This is a genomic window from Micromonospora sp. ATLC16 (genome assembly GCF_057196645.1).
The window spans coordinates 78,484-92,009 of record NZ_JBXUOW010000017.1 but is presented as its reverse complement, the minus strand read 5'-3'; the positions used below and the strand labels follow the sequence as shown (position 1 = coordinate 92,009).

13 protein-coding genes are annotated in these 13,526 nt (G+C 71.3%); 9 read left to right on the top strand and 4 right to left on the bottom strand.

The window, feature by feature from the left end; all coding sequences use genetic code 11:
- Positions 1-197: 197 nt before the first annotated feature.
- The 3 genes from corA to AC2CHE_RS10265 form a co-directional block, all read right to left on the bottom strand.
- Positions 198-1,256 carry a magnesium/cobalt transporter CorA gene (gene corA, locus AC2CHE_RS10275; protein WP_484504672.1) on the bottom strand — a complete coding sequence of 353 codons (1,059 nt, stop codon included), beginning with the start codon at positions 1,254-1,256 and terminating at the stop codon, positions 198-200.
- A 380-nt stretch (positions 1,257-1,636) separates the two neighbouring features.
- On the bottom strand, positions 1,637-2,731 hold the full coding sequence (locus AC2CHE_RS10270) for an aminotransferase-like domain-containing protein (protein WP_484504665.1): 1,095 nt from the start codon (positions 2,729-2,731) through the stop codon (positions 1,637-1,639).
- 138 nt (positions 2,732-2,869) lie between these two features.
- Positions 2,870-3,328: an ester cyclase gene (locus AC2CHE_RS10265; RefSeq protein ID WP_484504664.1), complete on the bottom strand. Its 459-nt coding sequence runs from the start codon at positions 3,326-3,328 to the stop codon at positions 2,870-2,872.
- Positions 3,329-3,489: 161 nt separating this feature from the next.
- Between AC2CHE_RS10265 and AC2CHE_RS10260 the strand changes: the two genes are divergently transcribed.
- The 5 genes from AC2CHE_RS10260 to AC2CHE_RS10240 all read left to right on the top strand — a co-directional run bounded on the left by AC2CHE_RS10260 (position 3,490) and on the right by AC2CHE_RS10240 (position 7,269).
- Positions 3,490-3,939 carry an NUDIX domain-containing protein gene (locus AC2CHE_RS10260; protein ID WP_281565281.1) on the top strand — a complete coding sequence of 150 codons (450 nt, stop codon included), beginning with the start codon at positions 3,490-3,492 and terminating at the stop codon, positions 3,937-3,939.
- Positions 3,936-4,679 (top strand): hypothetical protein, encoded by a 744-nt coding sequence (locus tag AC2CHE_RS10255; RefSeq protein ID WP_484504663.1) that lies wholly within the window; start codon positions 3,936-3,938, stop codon positions 4,677-4,679. The genes AC2CHE_RS10260 and AC2CHE_RS10255 overlap by 4 nt, the downstream gene beginning before the upstream one ends.
- A gap of 103 nt (positions 4,680-4,782) precedes the next feature.
- Positions 4,783-5,514: a phosphocholine cytidylyltransferase family protein gene (locus tag AC2CHE_RS10250; RefSeq protein WP_484504671.1), complete on the top strand. Its 732-nt coding sequence runs from the start codon at positions 4,783-4,785 to the stop codon at positions 5,512-5,514.
- On the top strand, positions 5,502-6,569 hold the full coding sequence (locus tag AC2CHE_RS10245) for an iron-containing alcohol dehydrogenase family protein (protein ID WP_484504662.1): 1,068 nt from the start codon (positions 5,502-5,504) through the stop codon (positions 6,567-6,569). Before AC2CHE_RS10250 ends, AC2CHE_RS10245 begins: the two co-directional genes overlap by 13 nt.
- Positions 6,553-7,269, top strand: coding sequence for a CDP-alcohol phosphatidyltransferase family protein (locus AC2CHE_RS10240; RefSeq protein WP_484504661.1), 717 nt, complete (start codon positions 6,553-6,555; stop codon positions 7,267-7,269). The genes AC2CHE_RS10245 and AC2CHE_RS10240 overlap by 17 nt, the downstream gene beginning before the upstream one ends.
- 99 nt (positions 7,270-7,368) lie before the next feature.
- Here AC2CHE_RS10240 and AC2CHE_RS10235 read toward each other — a convergent pair whose 3' ends face one another.
- Entirely contained in the window at positions 7,369-8,670 is a 1,302-nt protein-coding gene (locus AC2CHE_RS10235; RefSeq protein ID WP_484504660.1) for a glycosyltransferase, read from the bottom strand.
- Between the two features lie 24 nt (positions 8,671-8,694).
- On the opposite strand from AC2CHE_RS10235, the gene AC2CHE_RS10230 reads away from it, so the two are divergent.
- The 4 genes from AC2CHE_RS10230 (at position 8,695) to AC2CHE_RS10215 (ending at position 13,450) form a co-directional block, all read left to right on the top strand.
- Positions 8,695-9,555, top strand: a complete 861-nt coding sequence (locus AC2CHE_RS10230; RefSeq protein ID WP_484504659.1) for an Fpg/Nei family DNA glycosylase — start codon at positions 8,695-8,697, stop codon at positions 9,553-9,555.
- Between the two features lie 264 nt (positions 9,556-9,819).
- Positions 9,820-11,397: a sugar transferase gene (locus tag AC2CHE_RS10225; RefSeq protein WP_484504670.1), complete on the top strand. Its 1,578-nt coding sequence runs from the start codon at positions 9,820-9,822 to the stop codon at positions 11,395-11,397.
- Positions 11,398-11,447: 50 nt separating this feature from the next.
- Positions 11,448-12,674 (top strand): sensor histidine kinase, encoded by a 1,227-nt coding sequence (locus AC2CHE_RS10220; protein WP_484504658.1) that lies wholly within the window; start codon positions 11,448-11,450, stop codon positions 12,672-12,674.
- Positions 12,671-13,450, top strand: coding sequence for a LytR/AlgR family response regulator transcription factor (locus AC2CHE_RS10215; protein ID WP_484504657.1), 780 nt, complete (start codon positions 12,671-12,673; stop codon positions 13,448-13,450). The genes AC2CHE_RS10220 and AC2CHE_RS10215 overlap by 4 nt, the downstream gene beginning before the upstream one ends.
- The last annotated feature ends 76 nt before the right edge of the window (positions 13,451-13,526 follow it).

The window sequence follows — 13,526 nt, the reverse complement described above, 5'->3', positions numbered from 1 at the left end:
GCTCAAGCTCGCCGGGGTCGAGCCGACCCCGCGCGGCGAGCGGGTCACCGACGTGGCCAGCGCCCTCGGCATCGGTGACGTGCTGGCCCGGGGGCCCCCCCCCCCCCCCCCGGGCCCCCCCGCAACAACTCCATGGTCGACGCAGACCGCGAGGCGGGCGGTCGGGGAGGGAGGGGAGAGGCGGGAAAGGGGTGGGGTCAGAGCCAGTCGTTGCGGCGGAACCAGCCGTAGAGAGTGAGCGAGACGCTGAGCATCAGGGCCAGCACCACGGGGTAGCCGTAGGTCATTCTCAGCTCCGGCATGAAGTCGAAATTCATGCCGTAGATGCCGGCGATCGCGGTCCACACGGCGGCGATGGCCGCCCAGGCCGCGATCTTGCGCATGTCGTTGTTCTGGTCGACCGTCACCTGGGCCAGTCGCGCCTGGAGGATCGAATTGAGCAGGTCGTCGTAGGAGTTGACCTGCTCGACTGTGCGGCTGAGGTGGTCCTGCACGTCCCGGAAGTAGCGGCGCACCTCCTTGGGCACGTCCCGGTTCATCTGCGAGGTCAGCGTCACCAGCGGCCGTTGCAACGGCATCACCGCCCGCTTGAACTCGACCAGTTCCCGCTTCATCTGGTAGATCCGCTGGATCCGGCCGCTGGTCTGGCGGTCGAAGACCTCCGTCTCCAGCACGTCCATGTCGTCCTCGAGCTGGTCGGCCACCTCCAGGTAGAGGTCGACGACCCGGTCCGTGATCGCGTACGCGACCGCCCAGGGACCGTTGAGCAACAGCTCCCGGCGTGCCTCCAACTCCTCGCGTACGGGCGCGAGCCGGCAGGCGTCGCCGTGCCGGACGCTGATCACGAACTGCGGGCCGATGAAGAGCATCACCTGCCCGGTCTCCACCACCTCGGAGTTCTCCGTCAGCTCGGTGTGCTCGCAGTAGCGGGCGGTGCGCAGCACCAGGAAGCTGACCTCGCCGAAACGTTCCAGCTTCGGACGCTGCTGGGCCTTGACCGCGTCCTCCACGGCCAGCTCGTGCAGCCCGTACGTGGTGGCGATCTCGGTCATCTCGGCCAACTCCGGCTCGTGCAGGCCGAGCCAGACGAAGCCTGCTTCGGCGCTGCGAGCCGCGGCCAGCGCGTCGGCGTAGTCCCAGTCGCCGGCCTGCCGTTGACCGTCGAGATAGAGAGCGCAGTCGACCACCGCGCTGCGTCGCCGGTCGACCGACGTCTGATCGGACTGCGATCCGTCCGGGCTGAGCCGGCGCGTCATGGCCCGCACGGGTGACCAGTTCCGGGGCCGCAGGGCGCGGCCCCCGTTGGCGTTCGTGCTCCGGTTGCCGGTGGTGGCCGGGCCGTCCGGGGAGGTCGTCCCCGCGCGTCGCGTCCGCTCCGTCATCATGTCCTCCCCCCGCCGGCTGCGGTTTGCAGGTTACGCCGCCGCAGTGATCATCGCCGGGTGGGCGGGGTGGCGCCGGACGGACCGGACCGCATCGGGGGGTGAGGGGGCGATCCGGCCCGCCCGGCGCCGTGGGGGCGGGGGTTGGGCACACGCGTCGTGAGTGACGCTCGCAGCATTGTGGGCTGCGAGTCGCTTCAGCGGGAGCCCCGGGCCGGCCGGTACCGCCTTTCTGTCAGAAAGCCGACAGAAATTCAGCCGCGTACCGCCTTCATCGCCTCGGCCAGCCGCCGAACCCCCTCCTCGATCCGATCCGCGGTGACCGCCGAATAGGCCAGCCGGAGGGCGGACCGGCCACCGTCGACGACGAAGTCGCTGCCCTTGACCACCGCGACGCCACGCTCGGCCGCCGCCGGGGCGAGCCGGTCGACCGCCACGTCCTCCGGCAGCTCGACCCAGAGGAAGTAGCCACCGTCCGGCTCCACGAACCGGGCCTCCGGAATGTGCCGGCGCAGCGACTCGGCGAGCACCGTGGCGCGCTCACCGAGGGCCGCCCGGACCGTCTCGATCGAACGCCCGAGGTCCCCCGAGACGCAGAACTGGTGCACGATGGCCTGGGAGACCATGCCGGGAGAGATGTAGAGGCTGGTCGCCTTCTTCGCGATGTCGCCGATCAGGTCCGCCGGGCCCACCAGGTAGCCCACCCGTACCCCCGGGCAGACGGTCTTGGTGAAGCTGGAGGCGTGTACGACCACGTTGCGGGTGTCCATCGACAGCATCGACGGCAGCGCCTCGCCCCGGAACCGGATGTCCGCGTACGGGTCGTCCTCGAAGATCGTGAAACCGAACTGCGCGGCCAGGTCCAGTAGTTCGCGGCGCTTCTCCAGGGACAGCGTCACGCCGGCCGGATTCTGGTAGTTCGGGATGACGTGCGCCAGCCGGGGGCGTACCCCGGACTCCAGCAGCTTGCGCAGCTCGGCGGTGTCCAGACCGTCCGGCTGGATGGTGACGGCGTGCAGCTCACTGCCCATGTTCCGCAGGTTCAGCAGGGTGCGGTCGTAGGTGGGACGCTCCACCACCACCGCGTCGCCGGGGCGGACCAGGTGATCGAAGAGAAAGGCGTCGGCCTGCAACGATCCGTTGGTGACCAGCACCTGCTCCGCCTCGACACCGTGCTTTTCGGCGATCCACTTCCGGAGCGGTACGTAACCGACGGAGTTGCCGTACGCGGTCACTCCGGCGGGGTCGGCGTCGAAGGCGCGGACGGCGGCGGCCTTGAGCCCCTCGACATCGACGATGTCCAGTGAGGGGGCGCCACGGGCGAAGGAGATCAGCTGCTCGGCGGTCATGGCTGTTCAGCGTACGGGCGCAGGTGGGACGTGCGCGGAAGGCACGGCGATGTCCGCATCCTGAGCCACCGGGTCGGGTGAACTGTCGCGATCGGTGGCCGACCCGCACCTGTCGACTGTGCGGCAGATCAGGGCGGATCAGGCCGGAAGGCCGACCGGTTCGTGCTGCGGGCGTCGCGACGTCCCCGCGACCCGCAGGCCCAGCAGAGTCATCAGCTGTCCCCAGTCGAAGTAGGACCGCCAGGCGGCGATCCGGCCCCGACGCACCCGGACCACGTCCACCACCTCCCAGGCGACGTCCCGTCCGGTGGGCGCGACGGTCCCGAAAGGGGTGTGCAGCACGCCGGTGTGCGTGCCGGTCAGCAGGTGCTCGACCGCCGCTCCACCGGCCGTGCGTACCGCACCGAGCGGCTCGACCCGCAGGTCGGGAAAGGCGCCCGTCCAGGTACGCAGCAGGGCCGGCAACTCGGACGGAGGCACCGTGACGCCGGGCATGGCGAAGCGCGCGTCCGCCGCGTACAGCTCCGGCAGGCGAGCGACGTCGCGCCGCAGGAGCATCTCGTACTGCTGCTGGATCAACCGGTCCGCGCCACGCATCACGCCTCCCCACGCGGGACACGATCGGCCCGCGCCCGCAACAGGGGCATTACCCGCCGGCCAGCCCGCTCAACCCGTTACCCGCAATGGTGAGCCTCGTAGGTTTCCAGGACAAGACCGGACATCGTCGCGGCGGGACGGTCACGGCTACTGTTCTTGACGTGTCCACCGAGCCGCTGCGCTGCGCCGGAGCGCTGATCGTCGCCCCCGACGGACGCCTGTTCTTCCAACGCCGCTCGCCGCACCGGCGACTCTTCCCCAACTGCTGGGATATCGTCGGCGGGCACCTCGAACCGGACGAGTCCGTGCACGACGCGCTGCGCCGGGAGGTCACCGAGGAGACCGGCTGGCGGGTGTCCGAGGTGCTCGCCGAGGTCGGCGAGTACCGCTACGTCGGGGACGACGGCCTGGCCCGGATCGAGAGCGACTGGCTGGTCCGGGTCGACGGTGAGCTGACCGCGCCCGTGCTGGAGGCGGGCAAGCACACCGAGTACCGCTGGCTCGGTCCCGACGACCTCGACCTGCTCGACGAGCACCGTGACGTCAACGACGGGTTGATTCGGCACATCGCCGAGCGGGCCTTCGCCGTCCTGCGGTCCATCGGTTCGTGAGCGACACGGTCGAGCTTGCTCCGCACCGGTACGCGGCGTTGGTGGCACCCGCCGTGGACCGGGTTTTCACCGCGGCCATGCAGGCCGGTCGGCACGGTGGCGGGGCCGAACTGAGCCAGCGGTACGGCGGACCGCCCGCCACCGGCTTCCTGGTGGAACTGCGCACCCGGCTGGCCGTACCGGGTGGCACGGTCGACGGACGGGGGTTCGCCGCGGTGACCCGCTACCGGGACCCGACCGCCTGCCGGCGCAGTCTTGACCGGCACGTCGCCTACGGCATGGTGCACCGGCGGCCGGACGGCGAGCTTGCCGCCACCGAGCGGGGCCTGGCCTTTCTCACCGAGCTGTACCAGGTGCACGCCGAGGTCACCGAGGAGCTGTGGGCCGGCCACCACGACCGGATGCTGCGGCTGGTGCAGGTCACCGGCCGGCTGTTGGCCGTCGCGCAGGGCGGCGCGGCGTTCCACGCGGTGGCGCCACCGCACGAGCCGGACGGCGCCCCGCCCGGCCTGCTGCTGCTCAACCGGATCGGCGCGCTGCGCTACCACCGGGCCGACGCGCACGCCGCCGCCTGGGCGGCCGCCGGGCACACCGCGGTGAGCATCGGGGAGCTGCCCGACGGTCCGCAGCGTCAGGCCATCGAGCTGGAGACCGACCGCCGGGCGGCCGGACCGTACGCCGTGCTGACCGCCGAGGAACGGTTGACCATGCTCGCCGACCTGGCGGCTCTGCCCGGCTGACCGGGATGCGCGCCGGCCGCTGGCCGCTGACCGGCGGCAGCGCCGCCACGGGCGGCGCTATCCTCCTTCGGTGAACGCCGCGAGAACAGGAAACGATGCCGGCATGGTCGGAATGGTGCTGGCAGCTGGCGCAGGTCGCCGGCTGCGCCCGTACACCGACACGCTACCCAAGGCGCTGGTGCCGGTGGATGGCGAGATCACCATCCTCGACATCGCGTTGCGCAACCTGGCCGAGGTGGGGCTCACCGAGATCGTGGTGGTGGTCGGCTACGCCGCCGACGCGGTCCGCGAACGCCGGGCCGAGCTGGAGCGCCGGTACGGCGTCACGATCACCCTGGTTTCCAACGACAAGGCCGAGGAGTGGAACAACGCGTACTCCCTCTGGCTGGCGCGTGCCTGGTTCTCCCGGGGCGTTCTGCTGGTCAACGGCGACACCGTGCACCCGGTGAGCATCGAGAAGACCCTGCTGGCCGAACGCGGGCCCGGCCTGCTGCTGGCGATCGACGCCATCAAGCCGCTGGCCGAGGAGGAGATGAAGACCACCTTCGACGCCGCCGGCCAACTCACCCGGATCACCAAGCTGATGGACCCGGGCGAGGCGTACGGCGAGTACATCGGGGCCACCCTCATCGAGCCGCAGGTGGCCGAGGCGCTCGCCGACGCCCTGGAGGCGACCTGGCGACGCGACCCGAACCTGTACTACGAGGACGGGTACCAGGAGTTCGCCGACCGTGGCGGCGAGGTCCGGGCCGCGCCGATCGGTGACGTGGCGTGGGTCGAGGTCGACAACCATGCCGACCTGGCCCGGGCGCGGGAGATCGCGTGCCGCTACTAGCCCGTACCGTCACGACGCCGCTGTCGATCGAGGTCCGCCGGGGTGCGGTCGCCGACCTCGGCTCGCTGCTGGCCGACCGCCGGATCTCCAGCGGCGGCGACGTCGCGGTGGTGGTCGGCCCGGGTCAGGGCGAGAAGATCGTCGAGCTGTGCCGTCCCTCGCTCGGGTCGGCCGACGTGTTCACCGTCGCTGGCGGCAGCGTCGATTCCGCGAACGAACTCGGCGACCAGCTGCGCCGCCGCAACTACGACGCCGTCGTCGGCATCGGCGGTGGGAAGACCATCGACACCGCCAAGTACGCCGCCACCCGCTACGGCATCCCGATGGTCACCGTGGCGACCAGCCTCGCCAACGACGGGATCGCCTCCCCGGTGGCGTCGCTGACCCACGAGGGCGGCAAGGGCTCGTACGGGGTGCACATCCCGATCGCCGTCCTGGTCGATCTCGACTTCGTGGAGAACGGACCGGATCGGCAGACCCAGGCCGGCATCGGCGACGCGGTGAGCAATCTCAGTGCCTGCGCCGACTGGGAACTGGCCCACGAGGTCCGCGACGAGCCGATCGACGGGCTGGCCGTGACGCTGGCCCGTACCGGGGCGGAGGCGCTGGTCAACCATCCCGGGAAGATCACCGACGACGGGTTCCTGACCACGCTTGCCGAGGCGCTGATCCTGGGCGGCATCTCGATGTCGATCTGCGGTTCCAGCCGACCGGCCAGCGGCGGCGACCACGAGATCTCGCACGCGATCGACCGCCTCTTCCCGGGTACCGCCTCGCACGGGGAGCAGGTCGGGCTCGGCGCGTTGTTCTGCACCTTCCTCCGGGGTGACCTGGAACGGTTCGGCCAGCTCACCCGCTGCCTGCACCGGCACGGGCTGTCCACCCGCCCGGCCGACCTCGGGCTCACCGACGAGCAGTTCGTCGAGGCGGTGGCCTTCGCCCCGCACACCCGGCCCGACCGTTACACGATCCTCGAACACCTGGCGCTGTCCGCCGACGACCTTCACACCCGGCTGGGAGACTACGTTGACGCCCTCCGTGAGCACCTTGGCTGAGCCGTCCCACCCCACGGTCGCCGACTTCCACCGGGTGAACCGGGGCGGTGGCCTGTTCAGCGAGTCGGTCAGCCAGTGGATCGGCGCGGTCTTCGCGCTGGTCGCCCAGCGTCTCGGGCTCCGGCCGACCGCGCTGACCATCACCAACCTGTTGCTCGGGCTGGCCACCTCGGTCACCGTGGTCGCCCTCGCCGGCCCGGTCGCCGCCGGGGACGTGCCGGCTCCGGTGGTCGGGCTGGTCGCGCTCTTCGGCTGGCAGATCGCATACGCCCTGGACTGCGCCGACGGTCAGCTGGCCCGGGTGACCGGGCAGGGCAGCGCGGCCGGCGCCCGGGTCGACGTGCTCTGTGACGTGGCCGCCCAGATCGCCCTGGTGGCGGCGTTGTCCGCGACCGCCGTGGCGCAGCGCCCGTCGACGCCGGCCTGGCTGCTGGCCGCGTTCGCCGGCACCTGGATGGTCAACCTGGTCACCTCGGTGATGCAGTCTGGCCCGAACGCGGCCAGCATGGTCACCTCCACCAGCCTGCCGGTACGCCTGGTGAAGCTGGTCCGCGACTACGGCGCGGTCATCTTCGTGGCCGCCCTGGTCCTGGCGCTAGCCCCAGCCCTCACCCTCTGGGTCATGTTCGCCTTCACCGCAGTAAACGGCGGCTTCCTCCTGGCCAGCATCGCCTTCTCCGCCCGCTCCAGCCTCCGCTGACCGACGTCGCGGCACCCGATCACCCATACCGTTGATCATGAGCTTGGCGGCAGTACCTGATCTTCAAGGTGCCGCTAACCTCATGATCAACGGTATGGGTCAGGGGCTGGTGAGGGAGGCGTAGACGGCTAGGAGGCGCTTGGTGACCACGTCGGGGTGGAAGGTGCGCTCGTAGCGGGACCGAGCCGAGGCGGACAACGCGGCGGCCCCCGCGCTAGCCATCGGCAGCGCGGCGGCCAGCGCGGCCGGCTCCGGCGACACCACCCAACCGGCCTCGCCGACCACAATCCCCGCCGGCAGTGCGCCCGCTTCGGCCCCCTTGTCCCGGCCACCCGAACTCGTCGGGGCACCGGGGATCGCCGGGGCGGCGGCTGAGGCGACGGCGGCCGGGCCGGTGCCGGCGGGTTCCCGGGGAGTGTCCGCGCCGACCAGGTAGGGAATGCCGCCGAGTGCGGTACCGAGCACCGGTCGACCACTGGCCAGCGCCTCGATGATCACGGTAGGCAGTACGTCGTGCCAGGTGGAGGTGGCCAGCACCACGGCGGTCGCGGCCAGCGCCGCGCGGACACCCGCCCGGTCCAGCGAACCGAGGTACGTCACGTCGGCGCGCTCGGCCGCCAGCGCTTCGACAAGCGGGCGCAGCTCACCGTCCCCGGCGACGCGAAGTGGACCCAGCGCGCCGTCCGGGTGTCGCCGCCAGGACTCCACCAGCAGGTCGAGCCCCTTCTCGGGGGAGAGCCTGCCGAGGAACAGGAAACCCTGGCCGAGCGGTGCGGGCGTGCCGGGGTCCGGAATCCCGTTCGGCTTCACCACGATACGCGAATCGGGGATGCCGTAGTCGCGCAGATGGTCGGCGACCGCGGTGGTCAGGGCGATGAACCGGTCCACCGACTTCCAGGTGCCCCGGTGCACGGCCAGGGTGGTGGCCATCAGCGCGCTCTGCGCCCGTGACCCCCGGTAGCAGCGGTGCACCACCGCGGGCACACCCAGGGCCCGGCCCCGGCAGTCCTGGCAGATCATGCCGTCGCGGAAGTACAGCCCCGACGAGCAGACCTGCCGGTAGTTGTGCACCGTCTGCACGACGGGCACCCCGTGTCGGTGAGCGGTCCGCACCACCCAGGGCGACAACAGCGGGTACGGGTTGTGCAGGTGCAGCACGTCCGGGCGGTGCTCGGTGAGCAGTCGGGACAGCTCCTGCTGGGCTCGGGGGGCGTAGATCGGGGAGATCGGCAGCAGCGCCTTCGCCGTCATCGGCATCGTCGGGATCTCGTCGGAGCTGCGCAGGAACGGCAGCACCTCCACCCCGGCGGCGGTGATCTGGGCGATCTCGGCGTCGACCACGGTGTTCTCGCCGGAGGGCTGAGCTTCCCGGTACCGGTTGTGCGCCACCACGATTCTCACGGAAAAGAAGGCTACCGTTGGACGATGCCCGAACTACCGGAGGTGGAGGCGCTCGCCGGTTACCTGCGACAGCGCGCGGTGGGCCGGCGGGTCGACCGCCTGGAGGTCGCCGCGATCAGCGCCCTGAAGACGTACGACCCGGCGCCGACCGCCGTCGCGGGCCGGGCGGTGACCGACGCACGGCGGCACGGCAAGTTCCTCGACGTGGTCTTCGACGGCGGCCCGCACCTGGTGGTCCACCTGGCCCGCGCCGGCTGGCTGCGCTACCGGGAGGCGTTCGCCTCGGCCGTCCCGTTGCGGCCCGGCAAGGGACCGATCGCGATCCGGGTACGCCTCGACGACGGCTCCGGCTTCGATCTGACCGAGGCCGGTACGCAGAAGAAACTCGCCGCCTACCTGGTCACCGATCCGCAGGCGGTGCCCGGGGTGGCCAAGCTCGGGCCGGATGCCCTCTCGGCCGACCTCGCCACCTTCGCCGGTGCGCTGCGTGGCCGCCGGGGCCAGGTCAAGGGGGTGCTCACCGACCAGGCGGTGCTCGGCGGGGTCGGCAACGCGTACTCCGACGAGATCCTGCACACCGCGAAGCTGTCGCCGTTCGCGTTGACCGACCGGCTGACCGACGACCAGATGGCGACCCTGCACGCGGCGACCCGCCGGGTGCTCGGCGAAGCGGTGACCCGGTCGCTGGGGCAGCGGGCCGCGGAGTTGAAGGGCGAGAAGCGGTCCGGCCTCAAGGTGCACGCCCGCACCGGATTGCCCTGTCCCGTCTGCGGAGACACCGTCCGGGAGGTCTCGTTCGCCGACTCCAGCCTCCAGTACTGCCCCACCTGTCAGACCGGCGGCAAGCCCCTTGCTGACCGACGGCTGTCCCGACTTGTACGGTGAGTGACACCACTGCCGATTACGGAGCGGAATCGGACGCGCGGTACGCAACCACCGGTCCGGCGCTCTACCCGCGCCGCAATCCATCGGTATAGTGGCCCGGTCCCCGGCCTACAAATGGCGTGGGGCGGCCAGATCCCAGGCGGTAGGTGGGTGCCGCACAAAGTCCCTCGGGTCGGCGACGGAACGGAACTCGCGTGGGAAACTGGAACGGTGGGCGACCCGGGCGGTCACGGCGAGTGAACGCAGCGGGTCATGCGGGAGGACATGGGTGAGGTGACGACCAGCCTCCAGCGCCCGGTGACCAACGAAGGCCGGAGCAGACTCGTGCGGCACGTCGACAGCTTCGAGATCCAGCCGCCGGACCCGCCGTCCCCGAACGGCGTACCCCGAACGGCGTGGGCCCGGGCCCGGCGGCGGGTGTCGCGCTGGCACCGGCCCTACACGGCGATCCTGCTGCTGCTCGACTTCGCCGCCGCGGCCTTCGCCAGCTACACCGCGATCCGCACCTTCGACCAGGCCACCGCGGGTTTCCACCTGGCCCAGAACGAGAACGACCCGACCTGGTTCTACACCGTCGCGTTCGTGCTGCTGCCACTCGGCTGGCTGGTCATCCTCTGGTTCAACGGCACCTACGACCGGCGCTGTCTCGGGCTCGGGCCGGACGAGTTCAAGCGGGTGATCCGGGCCGGGGTGACCGTCTGCGCCGCGGTGTCGTTCCTCGCCTTCGCCACCAACACCAACCTGTCCCGGTTCACCGTCGGCACGGCGCTGTTGCTGGCGCTGCTGCTGATCCTGCTGGGCCGGATCCTGGCCCGCTTCGTGCTGCACACCTTCCGGCGCAACACCCAGCAGGCGGCGCACCGGATGGTGCTGGTCGGCACCCTGCCGGAGTGCCTGGAGGTGTACAGGGCGGTCACCCGTACCCCGGCCGCCGGGCTGGTTCCGGTCGCCATCCACATCACCGACGGGTACGCGGCGGCCAAGGGCGTGCAGACCCCGGTTCCGGTGTACGCCGGTCGGGACGTGCTGGCCCTGGTGCGCGAGGTGGGCGCGGACACCATCGCGGTCTCTGGCTTGGCCAGCGCAGAGCCCGGTGAGCTGCGCCGCCTGGCCTGGCAGTTGGAGGGCTCCGGAGTCGACCTGGTGGTGGCCCCGCAGCTGACCGACATCGCCGGTCCCCGGGTGCACATCCGCCCGATCGAGGGCCTGCCGCTGCTGCACGTCGAGGAGCCCACGCTCTCCGGGCCGGCGCTGCTGGCCAAGAACATGATGGACCGGGTCGCGGCCGGGCTCGGACTGCTCGCGCTGATTCCGGTATTCATCGCGATCGCCATCGCGATCCGGATCTCCGACCCGGGTCCGGTCTTCTTCCGGCAGCCCCGGGTCGGGCACGAGGGGCGCACGTTCCGGGTGTGGAAGTTCCGGACCATGTACGTCGACGCGGAGGATCGGCTGGCCAGCCTGGTCGACCAGAACGAGACCGACGGCATGCTGTTCAAGATGAAGCAGGATCCCCGGGTCTTCCCGGTGGGCCGCTTCCTGCGCGCCTCGTCGCTGGACGAGCTGCCGCAGCTGATCAACGTCCTCAAGGGTGAGATGTCCCTGGTCGGGCCGCGTCCGCTGCCCGCCGACGACGGCGACTTCCTGGGTGATGTGCGACGCCGGCTGCTGGTCCGCCCGGGCATGACCGGCCTGTGGCAGGTGTCCGGTCGCTCCGATCTCTCCTGGGACGAGGCCGTCCGGTTGGACCTGTACTACGTCGACAACTGGTCGCTGGCGTACGACCTGAGCATCCTGTGGCGCACGGTAGGCGTGGTGGTGGCGCGCAAGGGCGCGTACTGACCGGTGCCCACCCCTTTCCCACAGCGTCCGCAACCAGCAGGATCGTCGACGTGGGTGGCAACATCTCCGCCGTGATCGGCGTCTTCTCCCTGGTCGGTGCGCTGGCCGGGGCGCTGTTCGCGGTCGGCCGGCTACGCGGGCGGCGCGGCATCGCCACGCCCGGACAACGGGCCACCTACGAGGTGCTGCACACCGCCGGGCTGGCGGCCGAACCGCTGCGTGCCGGGCTGAATCCGGCCGGCGCGGCAAAGGCCGCCCGCCACCTGCGCACCCTGGTCGGCGCGGAAGGGCTGGCGTTGACCGACACCGACGACCTGCTCGCGCTCGACGGACGCGGCGCGCACCACCGGGAGCAGCTGCGGACCGCCGCCCGGCGGGTGATCGCATCCGAGCGTTCCACCGTGCTGGGCGAGGCGGAGCTGACCTGCGACCGGATCGACTGCCCGGTCCGGGGCGCGGTGGTGGCCCCGCTCGGTGGGGCGTCCGGCCGGATCACCGGCGCGCTGGTCGCCGTCACCGACGGCGCACCGGCACCCGGTCTGCTCCGGGCCACCCTGGAGACCGCCCACTGGGCCGGCAGCCAACTGGCCCTGGCGGAGCTGGACTCGTCCCGGGAACGCCTGGCCCGGGCCGAGGTACGCGCCCTGCGCGCCCAGATCAGCCCGCACTTCATCTACAACGCGCTGACCGCGATCGGCTCCTTCGTCCGCACCGATCCGGAACGGGCCCGGGAGCTGATCCTGGAGTTCGCCGAGTTCACCCGGTACTCGTTCCGGGCGCACGGCGAGTTCACCACGCTGGCCGAGGAGCTGCGTTCGATCGACCGCTACCTGACCATCGAGCGGGCAAGGTTCGGGGACCGGCTTCAGGTACGGCTCCAGATCGCCCCCGAGGTGCTGCCGGTGACCCTGCCGTTCCTGTGCCTGCAACCACTTGTCGAGAACGCGGTACGCCACGGGTTGTCGCGCAAGCCGGGCACGGGCATGGTGAGCATCGAGGCCCGGGATGCGGGTGCCGAATGCCACATAACGGTGGAGGACGACGGGGTGGGGATGGATCCGGCCACGCTGACCGCGGGGATCGCCGAGCTGGCCGGGTCGACCGGCGACCCGGGGGACGATCCGGGGCAGCACGTCGGGTTGTCGAACGTCGACGAGCGGTTGCGCTCGGTCTTCGGCGACGGCTTCGGCCTGGTCGTCGAGACCGGTGTCGGCTCGGGCACGAGGGTGAGCATGCGGGTGCCGAAGTTCCATCCCGGCGTACGGGCGGGTTCGTGACCGGCTCCGGCCCGCCCGCCACCACCGGCTTCCTGCGGGTGCTGGCGGTCGACGACGAGCCACCGGCACTTGACGAGTTGGCGTACCACCTGCGGGCCGACCCCCGGGTGGCCCGGCTGTACACGGCCGGCGACGCCACCGAGGCGCTGCGGGTGCTCCGCGACGACGACGTGGACGTGGTCTTCCTGGACATCCGGATGCCCGGCCTGGACGGGATGGAACTGGCCCGGGTGTTGCGCCGGTTCGCCCGGCCACCGGCGATCGTCTTCGTCACCGCCTACGACGACGGCGCGGCGGACGCCTTCGACCTGGGCGCCACCGACTACGTACGCAAGCCGGTGCGGGCGGAACGGCTCGCCGAGGCGCTGCGCCGGGTGGTCGGTTCGCGGGTGGTGCCGGCCCACCCGGCGGCCCTGGCCAGGGCGGAACAGGATCCGACTATCCCGGTGGAACTGGCCGGTACCACCCGGATGTTGCCGCGCTCGGCGGTGCGCTGGGTGGAGGCGCAGGGCGACTACGCCCGGCTGCACACCGCGGAGGGTTCGCATCTGGTGCGGGTGTCGCTGGCAACACTCGCCGAGCGGTGGGCCGACGCCGGGTTCGTCCGGATCCACCGGTCGTACCTGGTGCAGCTACGACTCATCGCCGAGCTGCGTCTGGTCAACTCCGGGTACGTGGTAGTGGTCGATGGCTCGGAACTGCCGGTCAGCCGACGACACACCCGGGAGTTGAAGGACCGGCTGGTCCGGGCCGCGAAACAGGAGTGGAACCGGTGACGAGGTACGTCCGGCGATTGCCGGTACCATAAAGATCATCGTTGCTCTATCCTCCTGGTGCCGGTCCGACACGGGG

Excerpts from the sequence above, each read along its gene's own strand:
- corA (WP_484504672.1), bottom strand. The coding sequence starts at position 1,256 with ATGACGCGCCGGCTCAGCCCGGACGGATCGCAGTCCGATCAGACGTCG.
- AC2CHE_RS10270 (WP_484504665.1), bottom strand. The coding sequence starts at position 2,731 with ATGACCGCCGAGCAGCTGATCTCCTTCGCCCGTGGCGCCCCCTCACTG.
- AC2CHE_RS10265 (WP_484504664.1), bottom strand. The coding sequence starts at position 3,328 with ATGCGTGGCGCGGACCGGTTGATCCAGCAGCAGTACGAGATGCTCCTG.
- AC2CHE_RS10250 (WP_484504671.1), top strand. The coding sequence starts at position 4,783 with ATGGTCGGAATGGTGCTGGCAGCTGGCGCAGGTCGCCGGCTGCGCCCG.
- AC2CHE_RS10230 (WP_484504659.1), top strand. The coding sequence starts at position 8,695 with ATGCCCGAACTACCGGAGGTGGAGGCGCTCGCCGGTTACCTGCGACAG.
- AC2CHE_RS10225 (WP_484504670.1), top strand. The coding sequence starts at position 9,820 with ATGGGTGAGGTGACGACCAGCCTCCAGCGCCCGGTGACCAACGAAGGC.